We start from the raw sequence: 18,839 nt of genomic DNA, 5'->3' as shown, positions 1-18,839 counted from the left end.
CTTTTCAGTTGCTGGGGCTTGCATGATCCCGGCGTGCGATCGACCCGGGAAGGTGCCGCAGCCGAACGGCCGCTAAAGTTTGAGCATGCCGAACAATTCCCGCATGCAGGTGGTGGCGAGGCTGCACAGGACGGATTTGCGCAGACGATGCGCAGGCCCGGCAACACCGAGCGCGGCCATAACGCGGCCTTCGAATCGCACTGGCAGTGCCAGACAGTTCAGGCCGGGCTCGGCTTCTTCCAGGTCCAGCGCATAGCCGGCCTTGTCGATGGTGCGCAGCTCCGCTTCCAGGGTGGCCGGCAGCATTCCTGCCCGTCGCAGGCTGCGCACCAGGCCCGGATCGTGGGCGAGGAACAGCTTGCCGATGGCCGAGGTGGTCAACCCCTCGCGGCGCCCGCGCGGGCTGCCCATGCGCAGGTTGCGACGGCCTTCCACGGCATCAATGTAGAGGTATTCGCGCGTGCCGCAGGGCACGGCCAGGTAGCAGGTCTCGGCGCTGCGCCGCGCCAGTTCCTGCAATGCGGGGGCACACGCGGTACGCAGCAACGCATCGGCATCGCTCAGCGGCTGTGCGATCTCGCGAAGTCGTAATCCAAGGGCGTAGCGGGTACCGTGGCGCGACACGTAGCCCATCGCCGCCAACGTGTTGAGCAAGCCGTGCAGCGTGCTTTTGCTCAAGGCCAGCTGCCCCGACAGATCTACAAGGCGCGCCTGCCCGCCCGCGGCCGCGATGGCTTCCAGCAAGGCCATCGCGCGCTCGACCGATTGGATGCGTCGGTTCTCGTCGATTGTCGACATGTCGAAGACGGGCTGATCTCTACCTGTTCGAGGAGGCGATGCTCGCCAGTCCCGCACAGGCCAGCATATGCCGGTCCGCAGGCAGTGCGTGAGAGGTTTGTTCGACATGCACGAACTCTGGCACCGGGTTTCTCGCGTCGCGCCATGCATGGACCTTGGGCCTGTCAGCACCTGGCAGAGCGCTCACCTTGCTGGCGCCTTGCGACGCTGGTGCGGTGGACGAGATCCATGCGGTCTTGGTGGGCCCTGGTCCACAGGTTCCCGCAAGAGTCCGTGTGTTGCTCGATGTTCTGGCCAAGCGGGTCGCGCCGGATCTGCCTGGCCAGCACCGCAGAGCACTGGCCCGACACTGGCGCCGCCACGGTGGCCGGTGCCCGCGGAAACCCACTGCCTAACCTCGGCGTTCCGATGCCCGCTCGCCTCGCTTACACCTTCATCCCTGCACGCAAGAACGACAGGCCAAAGTGCGTTTCCAGCACCTGCGTGACTTCCTCCCTGGTCAATGTCCGCTTTTCGGAGTGCCCGTTCGTCACGTTCGTGAGCGTGTCGCCAAGAAGGATGACACGTCCATCCGGACGATGCCGGACCATCAGCAGCTTCTGCACGAAGATCGCCTCGGGATGGGTGGAATTGAGATGGTTGGCCGGCATGAAGTCCACCCACTCCTGCGGCCAGAGGTCGAAGCCGAACTGCTTGGTCCAGTGGCCCCCCACCTTCGCTTGCAGCACGTATTCGCCGCATGGATCGTGGCTGAGGCGGAAGACATCGCCGTCCTGCACGATGTCGATGTCGAGCAGGTCCAGGTCCATCGGTGCGCGGATGCCATAGCTGCCGAAACCCAGGTCGCATAGCCAGCGTCGGTCTTCGACCTCTGCGATCAACGCCATATGGGTGCGCGGTCGGCGCGCCGGATAGAACATCGGCCGCGCGGCGACGAAGCGGTAAGGGATGCCCACAGCCGACAAGGCCATGGCAAACAGCCCGTTGACCTCGTAGCAGTAGCCGCCACGGCCCTGCCGCAGCAGCTTCTCGGCAATGTCTTCCGGTACCAGCGAGACGATTCTTCCGGCTTGCACGTCCAGGTTCTCGAATGGCACCGAGAACAACTGGTGGCGCATGAGCGCATGCAGCGTGGCGGTATCGGCCCTGGCTTGGCCGGCGTAGCCGATGCGTTGGAAATAGCTGGGGAGATCGAAGTTGCTCGCGTACATGATGGCTCCTGTCGGGAGTCTCACGATGGGCGAAGCAAGGGATCCTCTGTATGGTCAGATCCATGAAAGACGTGACTGCACAGATGGTAATCGCCGACCCATCCTCACGCCTAACCTTGCCGCACTACCGACGCATCGCCGAGATGTTGCGTCAGACCCTGGCTTCGGGCGCGCTGCGTCCCGGCGAGCGGGTGATCTCGGCGCGCAAGCTGGCCGAGCGCGAGCAGGTCAGCCTGCCGACGGCGCTGGAGGCGCTGCGCTCGCTGGAGGCGCAGGGCCTGATCGTCGCACGTCCGCGCTCGGGCTACTTCGTCCGGCAAGTGACCACGAGCCGGGGCGCACCGTCCTCCCGCCCATCACAGCGTCCGGTCCCTGTGACGATGTCGGCTGTGGCGCGCTCGCTGTTCAGCAACGCCGATGCCCGTCTGGTGCCCTTGGGAGCCGCGCTGCCGGATCCGGCCTGGCTGCCCACGGCGGCCCTGCAGCGGTCGCTGCTGGCCGCGGGGCGCCGGCTGGAAGCGCATGGGCAAGGCTACAGCCTGCCGCCGGGCCGAGCCGAGCTGCGCGGCCAGATCGCGGCGCGGGCGGCGCAGTGGGGCGCCCGCTTCGGCCCGGACGAACTCGTCGTCGTCGCCGGCGCGACCCAGGCGCTGCGCCTGGCCCTGCGTGCGGTGTGCCGGCCGGGGAATGTGGTGGCGATCGAGCGCCCGGCCTACTTCGGCACACTTCTGCTGCTGGAGGACCTGGGCCTGAGGGCGCTGGAAATCCCCACCGATCCGGCAGAGGGCTTACTGCTGGCGCCGCTCGCCGAGGCCATCGAACGTCACCGGCCTGCGGCCGTGCTGGCCTCGCCCACGGTGCAGAACCCGCTCGGTGCCAGCATGCCGATCGCGCGCAAGCGAGCACTGGTGGCCCTGCTCGCACGCACGGGCATCCCGTTGATCGAGGACGACGTATACGGCGACCTGGCCGGCAAGAACCAGCGCCCGCCCGCCTGCAAGGCCTTCGATCGCAGCGGCAACGTCCTGTATTGCAGCTCGCTGTCCAAGACGCTGGCGCCTGGGTGGCGCATCGGCTGGATCGCCGCCGGGCGTTACCAGGCGCAAGTGCTGCAGGCGCGCCAGGCGGCGGACTGGGCAGGTGCACCGCTGCTCGAGGCTGCAGCGGCCGAGGTGCTGGCCAGCGGCGACTACGACCGTCATCTGCGGCGTCTGAAGTCACGCATCGCCGAGGCGCTGCGGGCTGTCACCGCACAGGTCCAGGCGAGTTTCCCCGAAGGAACCCGTGTCTCAGCGCCGCGCGCCGGCTTCCTGTTGTGGGTGGAACTGCCGCGCCAGATCGACGCGCGGGAGGTGCATGGCCTTGCACTGGCGTTGGGCATCGGCGTCAGCCCCGGTCCGCTGTTCTCCCCGCGCGCGGATTTGCTGAACTACCTGCGGTTGAACTGTGCGAACGCGCCCACGCCGCGTCTGTTGGGCGCCGTGGGGCGGATCGGCGAACTGTGCCAGCAGCTGGCAACGCGCGGGCCAGCGCAGCCGCGTTCGGGCCAGGGCTGGTCGGTGGGCTCGGCCGATTCGCCATGAGGCCCATCGCCGCGCACGGCCATCGGCCCTCATCCGCGCGTTGGGCACCTTCTTCCGCGCGGGAGAAGGCAAGGTGGGTGGATTGGCCGTGCTATCCCCACAGCGCGGGCGTGGGCAGCTGCATCAGCCCATTGCGATAGGTCACCCCGTGCGGCCAGTCCTGCGCCTGCAGCCAGGGGCCATCCAGATCGCAGATCTCGCATTGCTGCGCCAGCAGGGTCGCCGGTGCGATCGAGATCGAACCGCCCAGCATGCAACCCACCATCAGCCGCAGGCCGGCTGCGCGCGCGGCGTCGGCCAGTTCAAGGGCGCTGGTCAGGCCGCCGGTCTTGTCCAGCTTGATGTTGACGAACTGGTAGCGGCGCGCGATCTGCGGCAGATCGGCGAGCGTGCAGAAGGCTTCGTCCGCGCACAGCGGGATCGGGCTGTCGAGGTGTTCCAGCGCCGCGTCCTGCCCGGCGGGCACGGGTTGTTCCAGCAGATCGATCCGCAACGGCGCCAGCGCGGCGGCATGGCGCTCCAGCGCGTCCACCGTCCAGGCCTGGTTGGCGTCCACGATCAGGCGCGCCTGCGGGGCGCCGCGGCGCACGGCGGCGATGGCCGGGACCGGATCGCCGGCGCCGACCTTGATCTTGAGCCAGGGAAAGTCGGCGCATTGGCGCGCGGCCGTCTCGTAGGCGGCCTCATCCCGGATGCCGATGGTCACCGCCGAGGCGAGCGGTGCCCAGCGTGCGATGCCGGCAAGCTGCCAGGCCGGTGTACAGGCCCGCTTGGCTTCCAGATCCCACAGCGCCGCATCCAGCGCATGGCGCGCTCCGCCTGCGGGCAGCAGCGCCAGCAGCGCATCGCGCTGGCAGCCGGCCTCCACCGCCGCACGCACCGCCTCGAGCTGGGCCAGCATCGTCTCGGCTGTTTCGCCGTGATACGCCACCCCGCCCGCCTCGCCGCGGCCGATGGCCTGGCCTTGCCGCAGCTCGACGATCACCACGCGCGCGCTGTCGCGCACGCCGCGGGCGATGGCGAAGGGTTCCTTCAGCGGCCAGGCATGAGTGCGAATCCGCAGCGTGCGCAGCGGCATGCTCACGCCAGCAGTGCGGCGACCACGCCGTCCAGCCGGCTGCGCAGCGGGTCGAAGGCCGGCACGCCAAGCTCGGCGCTGGCCGTCTGCAGGGCGCGTGCGGCGGCGTGCTCGTCCAGGGACGAGGTATTGAGGCTGACGGCCACCACCCGCGCGGCCGGGTTGGTCAGGCGCGCGGTTTGCTCGTACAGGCGCGCCGCGTCGGTGAGCGAGGGCAGGGGATAGTCCGGCCAGCTCATCACGTGGGTACGCGTGGCGTCGTGGCACAGGATCAGCGCGTCGGGCTGGGAGCCGTGCAGCAAGCCCAGGGTGACGCCAGCGAAGGCGGGATGGAACAGCGCGCCCTGGCCTTCGATGACGTCCCAGTGGTCCGCGGCGTTGTCGGGCGACAGGCACTCGGCGGCACCGGCGATGAAGTCGGCCACGACCGCATCGATGGCGATGCCTTGCCCGGCGATCATCAGCCCGGTCTGCCCGGTGGCGCGAAAGTCCGCCGCCACGCCGGCGGCCTGCAGCGCCCGGGTCACCGCCAGCGCCGTGTACTTCTTGCCCAGTGCGCAGTCGGTACCCACGGTCAGGGCGCGCTTGCCGCTGCGCTTGATGCCGGTGGCCCGTGGCAGGTCGTCCGGCGGCCTACGCACATCCACCAGCGCGACGCCGGCGCGGGCCGCCGCTTGGGCCAGGCCAGGCACGGCGTGCAGGGGCGTGTGCAGGCCGCTGACGATGTCCAGCCCGGCGTCCACGGCGTCCAGCAACAGGCGGTGCCAGCCCGGGTGGATGTGCCCGCCGCGCGGGGTCACGCCGATCACCAGCGAGCCGGCGCCAGCTGCGGCAGCCTGCGCCGGTGTCATCGCCGGCAAGCCCAGGTCCACGGTGCCCTCGGGCATGCGGATCTGGCCGAGGCAGGCCTCGGGCACCCAGTCGCGCAGGCCGTAGGCGGTCTTGGCCTTGACCGGCAGCGTCTCCTCGCCGAGGAACAGCAGGTAGGGCTTGCGCAGCGTCAGCACGCGCGTGGAGGTGTCCTGGAGCATGTGGGATTCGCTAAAGCCGGGGGGGAGGGTTCAGAGGCCGGCAAGCACCGAGGCCGCCAGCGCCTCGGCCGTGCCTTTCAGGTCGGGCTCGCCGCCTTGCGCGTTGACGTGCAGTGCGACCACCACGTCCTGCTGGTCGTAGTTGGCCAGGTAGGAATAGGTGCCTTTGACGCTGCCGCTGTGCGCCATGTAGCGGCGGCCGGCGCCATCGGTCTGCACGCGCCAGATCAGCGCCTGCACAGGCGGCTTGCGTGCCGGGCTGCCGTCCGGATTCGGGAACGCTTCGATGTCCGGCTTCAGCTGCGGCCGGTACATCTCGGCGATGGCGCGCTTGCCCAGCAGCTTGCCCGCATTGAGCGCATGACCGAAGCGCACCATGTCCTCGTCGCTGGCGATGACCCCGCCGCCGACGAACTTGTAGCTGACGTTTTCCTGCGGCGTGTTGGTCAGTGCGCCGGTGGCCTTGTCGTACTCGTAGGCATGGGCGCGGCGCGGCACGATGCGGGCGGGAATGTCGAACTGGGTGCTGGTCATGCCGGCCGGCTGCCACACCTGCGCGCGCAGGTAGTCTTCCAGCGGCCGGCCGCTGGCCTGCTCCATCGCCGCCTGCAGCAGGTTGGTGGCGTAGGAGGAATAGTTCCAGTAGCGGCCCGGGTCGAACAGCAGCGGATCGTCCTTCCAGCGTTGCGAGGCGGCCTGGATGTCGTTCCACTGCCGGTACATCAGCACATCGCCCTCGCCGAACTCGCCGTCCTTGTAATGACGGATGCCCGAAGTGTGGGTGAGGATCTGGCGCACGGTGATCGGTGCCTGCTTGCGGGGAAACCACGGTGCATAGGCCTGGATCTGCGCATCCAGCTTGAGCTTGTCCTGCTCCACCAGCTGCATCAGGCCCACCACGGCCAGCACCTTGGAGACCGAGCCGATGTTGTGCACGCTGGCCCCGGTCATCGGGACCTGGTTTTCCACGTCGGCCAGCCCCACGCCGGCGCTATAGACCAGCTCGCCCTTGACCATGATCGCGGCCGAGGCGCCTGGGGCATGCGCGGCCGCGCGCAGGGTTTCCAGCTGCGCCTGCAGGGCGCTGGTGTCCAGGGCTGCCGCGGGCAGGGCAGCCAGGCACAGGCACAGCAGGGTGCACCAGCGCAAAAGAGGTGGAAGCTGAGGTGTGGAAAGGCGCGGAGGCGAGGGCATCGGCGATCTCGAGGGTCAGGGTCGGTGCGCGGGCTTTGGCAAGGCGCCCTACATCCTAAGCATGAGTTGGCGGGGCCTGCACACTTGGCGGCGTGGTCGCAGTTGCAACCTTTGGATTTCGAGCTGGCGATGGTGGATGGGAAAGCGCCATCCACCCTACGTGGGTGGAGGTGTCGCGGATCGAGGGTGGTGGAGCGCCATCCACCCCAGCGGACTCAGAGCCAGCGGCGGACGCGTTGGCAGTAGCGCTCGTAGTCGCGGCCGAACTCTGCCCGCAGGCGCGCTTCCTCGAAGGGGATCAGCACGCGTTGCAGCGCCAGCAGCGGCAGGGGCAGCAGCACCAGGGCCCAGGGCAGCAGCAGGACGCCGGCCAGGCCGACATAGCTCAGGACCAGGCTGACGTACATGGGATTGCGGCTGACCCGGTACGGCCCCTGGATCACCAGGCGCGAGGGCGTGCCTTCCGGGATGAATGTGGTCCTGCGCCAGGCGAACAACACGAAACACACCACCGCCGCGGCCAGGCCCAGCTCGGCGAGCAGGCCGCCGATGACCTGGATGGTCTGCTGCGAATCCTGCGCGGGCAACGGGATCGGCGCGATGCGTTGCAGGCCCAGCGCCGCCAGCAGGGCCAGCGCGAAGTGCGTGGGCGAGGTGGTGCGGACCAGCAAGGGGACCTTGCCGCCCTTGCGTGCAACCTCGGTGGACATCCTGTTTTCCGACACGACTTCCTGCTGCATGATGACTCGATAACGATCCATCTTAGCGCGCGATCGAGCCGGCCATCCGGGTCGTCCGCGGGGGACGTCGCCCGACGGTGGCGACATGACGCACGATCAAGGGGGCGATTGTGAAAAGAATCCAGGGCGCGCGCATGTGCGCGTACTGGCTGGCGCTGGCGCTGGCCTTGCACGCGACGGCCGCCGCCGCACGGCCTGCGGCCGACGCACCGCGGCAGGCGCAGGTGGCGGCACTGATGGACCAGGCCCGCACGCGCACGCCGCAGCTGCGCGCCTTGCTGCAGGCCATGCCCAAGGGCGCCGATCTGCACAACCACCTGGGCGGCAGCATCTATGCCGAGGATTTCCTGCGCTGGGCGGCCGAGGACGGGCTGTGCGTGGCGCGCAGCGACGACCACGCCATCTCGGCCGGGCCCTGCGATGCCGAGCGCGTGCCTGCGCGCGGCCTGGCCGCCCGCGATGCCGCCTTGTACGCAGCCACGGTTGATGCACTGTCCATGCGCAACTACCAGCCCGGGCAAGGCGCTGCCTCCGGGCACGACCAGTTTTTCAGGACCTTCGCGCGTTTCGACGCCCTGAATCCGCGCAAGGCCGAACAGGTCGCCGCCACCCTGGAACAGGCCGCGCGCGACCGCGTGTCCTACGTTGAATTGATGACCAACCCGACCCAGTCCGGCGTGCTGGCGAAGTTGGCGGCCGAGCAGCCTTGGCAGGGCCAGGACCTGCAGGCCAACCTGGCGCCGCTGGAAGCGCAGCTGCCGGGCCTGGTGGCGCAGGCGCGCGATGAGTTCGCCCAGCTCGATGCCAAGGTGCGCACGCTGCTGCGCTGCGAGACCGCCGCGGCCAGTGCGGCCTGCCAGGTACGCTACCGCTACATGCCCTATGTGCTGCGCGTGCTGCCCCCGGCGGCGGTGTTCGGGCAGATGCTGATGGGCTACGCGCTGGCCGACGCCGATCCGCGGCGCGTGGCCGGGGTGAACATCGTCGCGCCGGAAGATCACCCGGTGGCGCTGGCCGATTACCGCCTGCACATGGCGATGTTCCGAACGCTGTCCCAGCGCTATCGGCAGGTGCCGCTGGCCCTGCATGCCGGCGAACTCACCCTGGGGCTGGTGCCGCCGGAGGCGCTGCGCTTCCACATCCGCGAGGCGGTCGCTGCCGGCGCGCGCCGCATCGGCCATGGCGTGGACATCGGCTACGAAGATGCGCCCTATGCCCTGCTGCAGGCCATGGCCCGCGATGGGGTCGCGGTTGAGATCAACCTCAGCAGCAACGATGGGATCCTAGGCGTGAAAGGCGCGGACCATCCGCTGCACATGTATCTGCAGGCTGGCGTCCCGGTGGTGCTGTCCACCGACGATGAGGGCGTCTCGCGCAGCGACATGACGCAGGAGTACCTGCGCGCGGTCCAGGAGCAACAGCTGGATTACCCCACGCTCAAGCAGATCGTGCGCAATGGCCTGACCTATGCCTTCATCCCCGGCCAGAGCCTGTGGAAGGGCGATGGCCGCACGCCGGTGGGCAGCTGTGCGGCAGCGCTTTCCAGGCCGCTTACCGACCCAGACGCGGCCTGCGCCAATCTGATCCAGAACAGCGAGAAGGCGCAGCTGCAATGGCAGCTGGAACGGGATCTGGCGTCGTTCGAGCTGGAGACCCTGGCGCTGCATGCACAGGACGCGCGGGCGCGGCGTGGTGGATCGGGTTCGCGTTCGCGCTGAGTCGCGTCATTGGCCGGAATGGACAACAACCGATGTACTTGACGTAACCTCTGGGCGAGGTCCTTCTTCAACGAATATGGAGGTTCGGATGAAAGCTGTCTGGTTACTGGGATGCCTGCTGCTGTGTGGAACGGTGCAGGCCAAATCGCCCAATGAGATCCCGGAGAGGTTCTTTGAGCTTCTCAGCTCGGGCAAGACCCCGGAAGCTGTCGATTTTCTATTCGATCAAAGCAGGTCGAATGTTAGCGAAAGCAACGAGTTGCTCAGGGCGCGACTGAAAGCCATGAGGCTGGGCGAGGTGAGAGCCCACGACCTGATCCTTGAGGAGCTCTATGGTGCGCACTACACCCGTCAGGTCTACCTCTTGGTCACGACGGAAAGCGCTGCGCGACTGGAGTTCAACATGTCGGATATCGGCCCGAAGTGGCGCCTCAATGGCTTCGATATCTCGGTGGGCGACGATATCGGTGAAAAGCTGAAGGAGGACGCGCTACGACCCGGCTTCAAATCGCTGGCCTGGCTGGGGTCTTGAATCACATCCGTCTCGAACGACATCGGCGCCACCAGGGCGCCGATGTCGTATGCAGCGGTGCAAAACCGATCAGGGCAGGCCGGCCAGCCATTCGTCGTCGCTGCCTTCGTTGACCTCGGCGAATAGCGGCGTGGAGAAGTAGCGCTCGCCGGTATCGGGCAGCATCGCCAGGATCACCGAGCCGGGCACGGCTTTTTCCGCCACCTCCAGCGCGGTGGCCAGGGTGGCGCCGGCGGAGATGCCCACGAAGATGCCTTCCTCGGCGGCCAGGCGCTGGGAGGTGGCGATGGCGCGCGTATCGTCCACGGTATACAGCTCGTCGTAGACCTCGCGGTTGAGCACCTCGGGCACGAAGTCCGGGGTCCAGCCCTGGATCTTGTGCGGCTTCCACTCCTCGCCCTTGAGCAGGGCCGCGCCGGCCGGTTCGGTGGCGATGATCTTGGTCTCCGGGCGCGCCAGCTTCAGGACTTCGCCCACGCCGGTGAGGGTGCCGCCGGTGCCCCAGCCGCTGACGAAGAAGTCCAGGCGCTTGCCGGCGAAGTCGCGCAGGATTTCCGGAGCGGTGGTGTTGCGGTGATAGGCGGGGTTGGCCGGGTTGGCGAACTGGCTGGCCAGGAACCAGCCGTGCTGTTCGGCCAGCTCCTTGGCCTTGCGCACCATGCCGCTGCCGCGCTCGGCGGCCGGGGTCAGGATCACCTTGGCGCCATAGGCGCGCATCAGCTTGCGGCGCTCGATGGAGAAGGTCTCCACCATGGTCGCCACGAACTTGTAGCCGCGCGCGGCGCAGACCATGGCCAGGGCCACGCCGGTGTTGCCGGAGGTCGCCTCCACCACCGTGTCGCCCGGCTTGAGCAGGCCCTTGGCCTCGGCGTCCAGGATGATCGCCAGCGCCAGGCGGTCCTTGACCGAGCCGCCCGGGTTGAACGACTCGACCTTGGCATAGACGGTGGTGTGCGCCGGCGCCAGGCGGCTCAGCTTGACGATCGGCGTATTGCCGATGGTGTCCAGGATGTTGTCGTAGAGGGCCATGGTGCGAAGGTCTCCGTTGCGAACCGCGGGATAGGTGAGTGGGGATCAGGCCGCGCGCGACAAGGTAGGCGCGTGGGTGTTGCGGGCTTGTGTCGGGGCACTCAATGGGGGAGCGCCGTGCCAGTGCAGGGGATGCGCCAGGGCGGCCACTTCGCCCAGGATCAGCAGCGCGGGCGAGGCGACCTCGAACAGGCGCGCGGTCTCGGCCAGGTCCGCCAACGTCCCGGTGATGACGCGCTGCTCGCGCTGCGAGCCGTTCTCGACCAGGGCGAAGGGCGTGGCGGCGGCGCGGCCGTGCGCGAGCAGCCGGTCGCGGAAGGTTTCCAGCCCGGCCACGCCCATGTACACGGCAAGCGTCTGCCGTTCCTGCGCCAGCGCCTGCCAGTCCAGGGTGTCCATGGAGTCCTTGCAGTGCGCGGTCACCAGGCGTACCGCCTGGGCGTGGTCGCGGTGGGTGAGCGGGACGCCGGCGTAGGCCGCGCAGGCCAGCGCGGCGGTGATGCCCGGCACCACCTCGAAGGCGATGCCATGGGCCTTGAGCACTTCCAGTTCCTCACCACCGCGGCCGAACACGAATGGGTCGCCGCCCTTGAGCCGCACCACGCGCTTGCCGGCGCGGGCGTGCTCCAGCATCAGCGCATGGATGTCCTCCTGCCGCGTGCTATGGCCCTTTGCGGACTTGCCGACCTCGATGCGGGTCGCATCGCGCCGGGCCATGGCCAGCACCTCGGCGCTGACCAGGCGATCGTGCAGGATCACATCGGCCTGGTTCATCGCGCGCAGCGCATTGAGGGTCAGCAGGCCCGCATCGCCCGGGCCGGCGCCCACCAGCGTCACCGTGCCAGCCAACGGCGCCTCTGCCGCGGTGGCCAAGGCGCGCTGCAGTTCGGTCTCGGCCGCCGCGTCCTGGCGCTGGCGCAGCAGGCGCGGCACCGCACCGGCAAGCAGGTGTTCGAAGAAGCGGCGGCGCTGGCCCATGTCCGGAAAACGCGCCCGGATGCGCGCGCGCTGGCGGCCGAGCAGGGCCACCAGCGAACCCCAGGACTCGTCCAGCAGGGTTTCCAACTGGCGGCGCAGGTGGCGCGCAACCATCGGCGCGTGGCCGCCGCTGGAAATGGCGATCTGCAGTTCGCCGCGTTCGACGATGGCCGGCACCTGGAAGCTGGACAGCTCGGCATCGTCCACCACGTTGGCCAGCAGCCGGCGCGCTTCGGCCTGGGCGGCGACCGCGCGATTGACGCTGGCCTCGTCGGTGGCGGCGATCACCAGCCACACCTCGTCCAGCCAGGCCGGGGTGAAGCTGCCGGAATCCCATGCGATACGACCCTGGGCGACCCACTGCGCCAGGCGCGGGCTCAGGGCCGGCGCGCCCACGCGGGGCAGGGCGCCGGCGTGCAGCAGGGCCTCGATCTTGCGCTCGGCCACCGCGCCGCCGCCCACCACGCGCACGGCCCGCCCGCGCAGGTCCGCGAACAGGGGGAACAGGGCGGCAGGGGGCAACGATGCGGTCACGAGGGAAGCGGTGTAAAGACAGAGGACCGACGCTAACCGGCGCGTCCATCACCCCGGAAATGGTGGATCGGATACTGCAGATTACTTTCGGTTATATGCTGGTGACGGTCGGTGGCTTACAGTCGCAGGCCATCTGTCGTGTGCGCTCGACCTTTCATCACATCCCTGGCGCCTGCGGGGCGCAACGCATCCACGGTGCGCCGCCGTGCCGCGGCGGGGCGTGGTCGGGCCAGCGCGTGCACGGATACCTTGAACGCTTCATCGCCGGGATTGCCCGCATGACCCTGACCCAGCTGCGCTACCTGGTGGCCATCGCCGATGCGGAGTTCAACATCACTGTGGCCGCCCAGCGTGTGCACGCCACCCAACCTGGGCTGTCCAAGCAGCTCAAGCAGTTGGAGGACGAGCTGGGCTTCCTGCTGTTCGTGCGCCGCGGGCGCAGCCTGGAGTCGGTCACGCCGGCCGGGGCCGAGGTGATCGAGCGGGCGCGCATCGTGCTGGCCGAGGCCAACAATATCCGCACCTTCGCCGCCAACCAGCGGCGCGAGGCGCACGGCCAGCTGATCCTGGCCACCACCCACACGCAATCGCGCTTCGTGCTGCCGCCGGCGGTGGCGCAGATCAAGCAGGCCTATCCGCAGGTCAGCGTGCACCTGCAGCACGCCGGTGAGCGCGACGCGCTGGATCTGCTGGGTCAGGGCGATGCCGACATGGCCGTCATCAGCACCTCCGGCGACACCCCGCAGGGCGGGCTGGCGATCCCGCTGTATCGCTGGCGCCGGCTGGTGGTGGTGCCGCGCGATCACGCGCTGGACCAGCAGCGGCGCGCCCCGGACCTGGCCACGCTGGCCGCCTATCCGCTGGTGAGCTACGAGTCCTCCACCCGCCCGGGCTCTTCGCTGCAGCGTGCCTTCGCCGAGAGCGGGCTGGAGCCGCATATCGCCATGACCGCGCTGGATGCGGATCTGATCAAGACCTATGTGCGCGCCGGCATGGGCGTGGGCCTGCTGGCGGAGATGGCGATCAACGCCAGCGATGGCGACCTGCGCGCCTGGGTGGCGCCAGCGGAGATCAAGGAGTGCATCGCCTGGGCGGTGCTGCCGCGCGAGCGCGTACTGCGCGACTATGCGCTGGACCTGGTGCATGCCCTGGCCCCACAGGTGGACAAGCGCGACCTGCGGCGGGTGATGGACGGCAACCAGGACGCCGACTGGCCGCTGCCGCCAACCTGGGAATCGCTGACCCAGACCATCACCAACTGAAGGCACGCCGATGGCGGCCGACCCCTCCTTCATCGAGGAAATCGCGGGCCAGGCCCGCCTGGACGCGGCGCTGAGCTGGCGCAAGATGTTCGGCGAGTATGCGCTGTACCTGGATGGCAAGGTGGTGGCGCTGGTCTGCGACAACCAGCTGTTCGTCAAGTCCACCGAAGCCGGTCACGCACTGCTGGAACCCGAGCAGGCCATGGGCGCCCCGTTTCCCGGTGCCAGGCCGCACCTGCTGATCGACCCGGTCGAGCAATCCGACGTGTTGTCGCGGCTGCTGCGGGCCACCGCTGCAGCGCTGCCGCTGCCCAAGCCCAGGCCGCGCAAGACCGGCAAGGCGAGCGCGGCCGCAAAGCCGCGTTGAGCGCCCCGCCGGGTCCTACGCCGGGGCCAGGGTCAGGCTGACGCTGAAGCGGCTGCCTACGCCCTTGCGGGACCGCACCTGCACCGGGCACTCCAGGGTCTGCGCCGTGCTGTGCACGATCCACAGACCCACACCCAGTCCCTCGCTGCGCGGGTCGGCCTGGCGAAAGGCGTTGAACACCTTGCTGGCATCGTCCTCGTCCAGGCCGATGCCGGTGTCGATGACCTCCACGATCACCCGGTCGCCGCGTCGGCGACAGCCGACCAGCACCCGGCCGTGTTCGGTGTACTTGACCGCGTTGCCCACCAGGTTGCCCAGCAGCGTGGACAGCAGGGCGCGGTGGCTGCACACCACCAGGGAGGTGGGCACGGAACGCAGCTGCAGCCCCTTGGATGCGGCCAGGCGCCGCCAGTTGGACAGGACCGGCTCCAGGACTTCGGCCAGCGGCAGCGGCTCAAGGCTGGGACGGGCTTGCGCGGCGCCTGCCGCGGCCATCGTCGCCAGTTCCTGGAACTCCTGCCCGATCTGGCGCAGGTGCTCGCGCGCGCTTTCCAGGATGGGCCGTTGCACGTCGCTGGCGCTGCGCTGCAGCTTTTCCACCGCATAGGCGGCCGCGCGCAGCGGCGTCTTCAGGTCGTGTCCGGCGATGGCCATCAATCGCGCACGGTAGTGGCTGGCCTCCTGCTCCTGCGCCAGCAGTCGGCGCAGCTCCATCTGGGTCATGGCCTGTCGCGCCAGGGCCAGCAAGGTCTCCGCCTGGGCGGCTTCGAGCTTGCGCGGCCGGGTGTCCAGCACGCACACCGTTCCCAGGGGCATGCCGTCTGGCGTCTTGAGCAGGGCGCCGGCATAGAACCGCATATGCGGGTGGCCGGTGACCAGCGGGTTGTCGGCGAATCGCGCGTCCTGCAGCGTGTCTTCCACCACGAACAGACCGTCCTGGAGGATGGCGTGCGCGCACACCGACTGCTCGATCGGCGTCTGTCGCTCGTCCAGGCCCTGCACGCTCTTGAACCATTGGCGGTCGCGGTCAACCAGGCTGACCAGGGCGATCGGCGCCTGGCAGACGTGCGCGGCGATGCGGGTCAGGTCGTCGAACGCGGCTTCCTGCGGGGTATCCAGGATGTGATAGCTGCGCAAGGTCTCCAGACGCAGCGCTTCGGCGAAGCCGCGCGGAGGATGGCACAGGGCCGCGTCAGGTCCAGGAAGGGTCATGAGAGGCCTTGGGGCGGCGGCGCGTGGTGTGATGGAAGTTCGATTCTGACGCCCCCGCTGCATGCGGCGCGTGTGGATGCATCGGGCGGGTCTGGGGTGGGCGGTTCACGGCCCTGTCTCCACCCGTGTCCCCTGCGAAGCGATTCGATCGCAGGAGGTGTGTTGCGAGCCTGCAAGCCGCATCTGCGCAAGAAAACGTTTTCGTGGAAATCGCGGCGATCATGCTTTGCCGATCGCCCGCGATTTTTTATCGATACGACGAAAGTCTGATTGGCGGATGCCTGCCCAGTTAATCGCCGCTATTAAGCGGAGTGAATGCGTGGATGCAGTGAAAATAATTCATGTGATGGATGCGAGGTATTTACCCGTGCACATTTATTTTGATAAATGTTGGTCATCTGATCCAACAAGGAGGCGAGCGCTGCCATACGGCACGCGCAGATCGGAAAGGTCGTAGAGGAACGCCGTAAACGGCATTACGAACCAATGACGCGAAAGACGTCCAACAGGAGGCCACGATGGCACAGTTCGCACCTGCCCAGCTGCAGCAGCAATCCACGGATCAATGGTCCAAAGCCGACGAGAAGCGCCAGGAAATCGAAGACAGCGATGACGATGTCTTCCAGAACGAGGATCCGGCCTCCATCGCCCGGTTACTCAAGCGCACTGCCGAGCGCACGCACAAGAAGCGGACCACGCCGTATCGTTCGGCCATGTCCATGCTGGTGTTCTACATCAATCGCTCCGGGCGCAATCTGCCGGCTCGCCAGCTGAAGGTGCTGGAAGAAGCCAAGGAGGAACTGCGCGTGCTGTTCGACAAGCCGCGCAAGGGCGAGAAAGGCTCGCCCTGAACCTGCGGGCGATGGACTGAGATGGCAGAAAGGCCACGCGCGGCGTGGCCGTCGGGTGTGTGCCAGGCTCAGGCCGCGCGCGAAGAGGTGGCCGGAGTCTGGGTTTCCGCTTGCGGGCCGGCCACAAGCGAAAACAGCGCATCGGCCTGCTCTTCCAGCGCGCGGGCGGAACCTGCGATCTCCTCGACCAGCCGTGCGTCCTGCTGGGTCTGCCTATCGATGGCGTGCAGGGCTTGGCTTGCGCTCTGCACCCCATCGGCCTGCTGCTCGCTGGCTGCGGCGATCTGTTCCACCGTGGCGGTGACCTGCAGCACCGCCCTGACCACTTCCTGCATGACGCTGCCGGCGTGCTCGGCCAGACGTGCGCCATCGTTGACCTGACCGGCGGTATTGCTGATCAGGTCGCGGATCTCCTTTGCCGACACACCGCAGCGCTGGGCCAGGTGGCGCACCTCTTGCGCTACTACGGCGAAGCCGCGCCCTTGCTCGCCGGCGCGTGCGGCTTCGACCGCGGCGTTGAGCGCCAGCAGGTTGGTCTGGAAGGCGATGCCGTCGATGACCTCGATGATCTGGCCGATGCGATCGTTGCCGTCGCGGATGCCAGCGGTGGTGGTGACGACATCGGAGATGACCTGCGCCCCGCGACGGGCTACAGCGGCCGAATCGCTGGCCATGCGCCGGGCGTCCTCGGCATGCTGGGAGTTGCTGCGCACCGTACCGGCCAGTTCCTCGATGGATCCTGAGGTCTGGCGCACGAAGTTGGACTGCGACACCGTACGCTCGGCCAGGTCCTGGTTGCTGGAGGCGATGTCGCGGGCGGCGGCCTGCACGTTCTGCGCGATCTCGGTGGCCTGGGCCACCAGGTTGCGCATCTCCTGCGCCGAGCGCACCTGCTCGGTGACGTCGGTGGCGTACTTGACCACCTTGAACGGCCGGCCGGCGATATCCAGGATCGGGTTGTAGGACGCCTGGATCCAGACCTCTCGCCCATGCTTGCCCAGGCGGCGGTAGCGGCCCACATCGAAGGCGCCGCTGCCCAGCTTGTTCCAGAACTGCTTGTATTCCTCGGAAGTGCGATAGGCGGCATCGACGAAGATGCCGTGATGCTTGCCGCGGATCTCCTCCAGGCGATAGCCCATGGTCTGCAGGAAGTTTTCGTTGGCGCCGACGATGTGGCCATCCATTGAGAACTCGATCACCGCCATCACCTTGTCGATGGCAGTGATGCGGCCCTGCGCATCGGCGGCGGTCACCACCTGCTGGGTGATGTCGGTGGCGTACTTGATGACCTTGTACGGCTGGCCGGACGCATCGAACACCGGGTTGTAGGAGGCCTGGATCCACACCTGGCGGTGGTGCTTGCCCACGCGCTGGTAGCGGCCGGCATCGAACTCGCCGCGGCCCAGCTTCTGCCAGAAGCGCCGGTATTCCTCCGAGCCGCGGGTGGCCTGGTCCACGAACAGGCTGTGGTGCTTGCCGCGGACCTCCTCCAGCCGGTAGCCCATGGCGTCGAGGAAATTCTGGTTGGCCTCGAGGATGGTGCCATCCAGCGAGAACTCGACCGTCGCCATCACCTTGTCGATGGCATCGATGCGGCCCTCGAACTCTGCGGTCTGGCGCATCTGGTGGCTGATGTCGGTGGCGTACTTGACCACCTTGTAGGGTTTGCCGGCGCTGTCCAGCAGCGGGTTGTAGGAGGCATTGATCCACACCTCGCGGCCGTCCTTGCCCAGGCGGCGGTAGCGCCCGGCGTTGAACTCGCCCCGGCGCAGGACTTCCCAGAACTGTCGATAGTCCTCGCTGGCGCGCTCTGCGGGCGGCACGAACATGCCGTGATGCTGGCCGCGAACCTCTTCCAGCCGGTAGCCCATGATGGACAGGAAGTTCTCGTTGGCGTGGAGGATGCGGCCCTCCAGGTCGAACTCGATCACCGCCATGACCCGGTTGACCGCGGTCAGCTGGGACTGAAGGTCGCGGCGCCGGGAGAAGGGCCACCAACGGGAATGCGTACGGCTGCGGGTTTGGGACATCGCGAATCCTGACTGGTGGGTGCTGGTGTGATCCGGCTTGTGCCGCGGTATCGGCAAGGCCCGGGGAATCTTGATTGACCGGCCGGACACCGTTCACCGTGGTGGAGATCGTGTGATCGGGACCCTGCGGTTTCGACCTCGAAGGCCCGAGCGCCTACACTTGGCCGGTGAGCACTCGCCACCGCCCCTTCTCCGTGTTTGCCGCGCTGGCCGTGTTGGCCACGCTGCTGGTGATCGTCGGGCCGTTGATCAGTCGCTGGCAGGCTTATGGGGTGCTGCCGGCAGCTTCGTCCGCGCTCGGGGCCCCATCGCCAGCCGATGGGTCGATGGAAGGGATGCACCACCATCATCACGCGGCGATGGCGGCAGCGGCCGAGCCGCCGGCGACGGCCGCATCACCGGCGGCAGCGCCAGCGCAGGATCCGCACGCCGGTCACCGGATGGGGGTGGAGTGCGACTACTGCCTGTTGGCCGCGCGACTGCTGCCCTGGCTGGTGTTCGCGCTGCTGGTCCTGCCCTTGTTGCGCGCGCCCGCGCCGCGCCTGGTCCAGGTGGTGGGCCGCACCGGCCAGGCCTGGCACGGCCACCTGGGCGCGCGTGGGCCGCCGCTGGCCATAGGCCCCACATCGCTTTGCTGACCGGCGCGCGTGCCTGAAGGGTGCGGGCGTCGCCCGTGCCTTTCCGGAGTGTT

At 68.2% G+C, this 18,839-nt stretch carries 17 protein-coding genes; 7 read left to right on the top strand and 10 right to left on the bottom strand.

The features are described from left to right. Positions 1-72 precede the first annotated feature (72 nt). Positions 73-798: an IclR family transcriptional regulator gene (locus EPA99_RS02920; RefSeq protein ID WP_241688234.1), complete on the bottom strand. Its 726-nt coding sequence runs from the start codon at positions 796-798 to the stop codon at positions 73-75. A 425-nt stretch (positions 799-1,223) separates the two neighbouring features. Continuing rightward, entirely contained in the window at positions 1,224-2,009 is a 786-nt protein-coding gene (locus EPA99_RS02910; RefSeq protein ID WP_129469667.1) for an arylamine N-acetyltransferase family protein, read from the bottom strand. A gap of 62 nt (positions 2,010-2,071) precedes the next feature. Here EPA99_RS02910 and EPA99_RS02905 point away from each other — a divergent pair, with 62 nt between their 5' ends. After that, entirely contained in the window at positions 2,072-3,592 is a 1,521-nt protein-coding gene (locus EPA99_RS02905) for an aminotransferase-like domain-containing protein (protein ID WP_206733669.1), read from the top strand. Between the two features lie 91 nt (positions 3,593-3,683). Here EPA99_RS02905 and dgcA read toward each other — a convergent pair whose 3' ends face one another. From dgcA to EPA99_RS02885, 4 genes are all read right to left on the bottom strand, one after another. Then, entirely contained in the window at positions 3,684-4,670 is a 987-nt protein-coding gene (dgcA, locus tag EPA99_RS02900) for an N-acetyl-D-Glu racemase DgcA (protein WP_129469666.1), read from the bottom strand. A gap of 2 nt (positions 4,671-4,672) precedes the next feature. Beyond that, positions 4,673-5,701, bottom strand: coding sequence for an N-acetyltransferase DgcN family protein (locus EPA99_RS02895; protein ID WP_241688233.1), 1,029 nt, complete (start codon positions 5,699-5,701; stop codon positions 4,673-4,675). Between the two features lie 30 nt (positions 5,702-5,731). Further along, on the bottom strand, positions 5,732-6,850 hold the full coding sequence (locus tag EPA99_RS02890) for a serine hydrolase domain-containing protein (protein ID WP_164978536.1): 1,119 nt from the start codon (positions 6,848-6,850) through the stop codon (positions 5,732-5,734). 260 nt (positions 6,851-7,110) lie between these two features. Continuing rightward, positions 7,111-7,605 (bottom strand): methyltransferase family protein, encoded by a 495-nt coding sequence (locus EPA99_RS02885; RefSeq protein ID WP_129469664.1) that lies wholly within the window; start codon positions 7,603-7,605, stop codon positions 7,111-7,113. 164 nt (positions 7,606-7,769) lie between these two features. Here EPA99_RS02885 and EPA99_RS02880 point away from each other — a divergent pair, with 164 nt between their 5' ends. Next, positions 7,770-9,353: an adenosine deaminase family protein gene (locus EPA99_RS02880; RefSeq protein ID WP_129469778.1), complete on the top strand. Its 1,584-nt coding sequence runs from the start codon at positions 7,770-7,772 to the stop codon at positions 9,351-9,353. A gap of 88 nt (positions 9,354-9,441) precedes the next feature. Continuing rightward, positions 9,442-9,885 (top strand): hypothetical protein, encoded by a 444-nt coding sequence (locus EPA99_RS02875; protein ID WP_129469663.1) that lies wholly within the window; start codon positions 9,442-9,444, stop codon positions 9,883-9,885. 69 nt (positions 9,886-9,954) lie between these two features. Here EPA99_RS02875 and cysK read toward each other — a convergent pair whose 3' ends face one another. Together cysK and cysG are read right to left on the bottom strand one after the other, a co-directional pair. Further along, positions 9,955-10,914: a cysteine synthase A gene (gene cysK / locus EPA99_RS02870; RefSeq protein WP_129469662.1), complete on the bottom strand. Its 960-nt coding sequence runs from the start codon at positions 10,912-10,914 to the stop codon at positions 9,955-9,957. 45 nt (positions 10,915-10,959) lie between these two features. Next, the gene (gene cysG, locus EPA99_RS02865) at positions 10,960-12,414 is read right to left on the bottom strand and encodes a siroheme synthase CysG (RefSeq protein ID WP_129469777.1); all 1,455 of its coding nucleotides are present in this window, start codon (positions 12,412-12,414) and stop codon (positions 10,960-10,962) included. Positions 12,415-12,704: 290 nt separating this feature from the next. On the opposite strand from cysG, the gene EPA99_RS02860 reads away from it, so the two are divergent. Further along, entirely contained in the window at positions 12,705-13,688 is a 984-nt protein-coding gene (locus EPA99_RS02860; protein ID WP_129469661.1) for a LysR family transcriptional regulator, read from the top strand. 10 nt (positions 13,689-13,698) lie between these two features. Further along, positions 13,699-14,055, top strand: coding sequence for a TfoX/Sxy family protein (locus tag EPA99_RS02855; protein ID WP_129469660.1), 357 nt, complete (start codon positions 13,699-13,701; stop codon positions 14,053-14,055). Between the two features lie 15 nt (positions 14,056-14,070). Here EPA99_RS02855 and EPA99_RS02850 read toward each other — a convergent pair whose 3' ends face one another. Then, positions 14,071-15,330 (bottom strand): GAF domain-containing sensor histidine kinase, encoded by a 1,260-nt coding sequence (locus EPA99_RS02850; RefSeq protein ID WP_425479148.1) that lies wholly within the window; start codon positions 15,328-15,330, stop codon positions 14,071-14,073. Between the two features lie 455 nt (positions 15,331-15,785). Between EPA99_RS02850 and EPA99_RS02845 the strand changes: the two genes are divergently transcribed. Further along, positions 15,786-16,118 carry a DUF3175 domain-containing protein gene (locus EPA99_RS02845; protein ID WP_129469658.1) on the top strand — a complete coding sequence of 111 codons (333 nt, stop codon included), beginning with the start codon at positions 15,786-15,788 and terminating at the stop codon, positions 16,116-16,118. A 68-nt stretch (positions 16,119-16,186) separates the two neighbouring features. Here the strand turns inward: EPA99_RS02845 and EPA99_RS19050 are convergent, their stop codons facing one another. Continuing rightward, positions 16,187-18,148, bottom strand: coding sequence for a methyl-accepting chemotaxis protein (locus EPA99_RS19050; RefSeq protein ID WP_129469657.1), 1,962 nt, complete (start codon positions 18,146-18,148; stop codon positions 16,187-16,189). Positions 18,149-18,315: 167 nt separating this feature from the next. Between EPA99_RS19050 and EPA99_RS02835 the strand changes: the two genes are divergently transcribed. After that, complete coding sequence (locus tag EPA99_RS02835) at positions 18,316-18,786, top strand: DUF2946 family protein (RefSeq protein WP_241688231.1); 471 nt, start codon at positions 18,316-18,318, stop codon at positions 18,784-18,786. The last annotated feature ends 53 nt before the right edge of the window (positions 18,787-18,839 follow it).

The organism is Pseudoxanthomonas composti (genome assembly GCF_004122095.1).
Lineage (GTDB): Bacteria > Pseudomonadota > Gammaproteobacteria > Xanthomonadales > Xanthomonadaceae > Pseudoxanthomonas_A > Pseudoxanthomonas_A composti.
The sequence above is the reverse complement of the archived record's forward strand: the minus strand, read 5'-3'. Positions and strand labels throughout refer to the sequence as shown.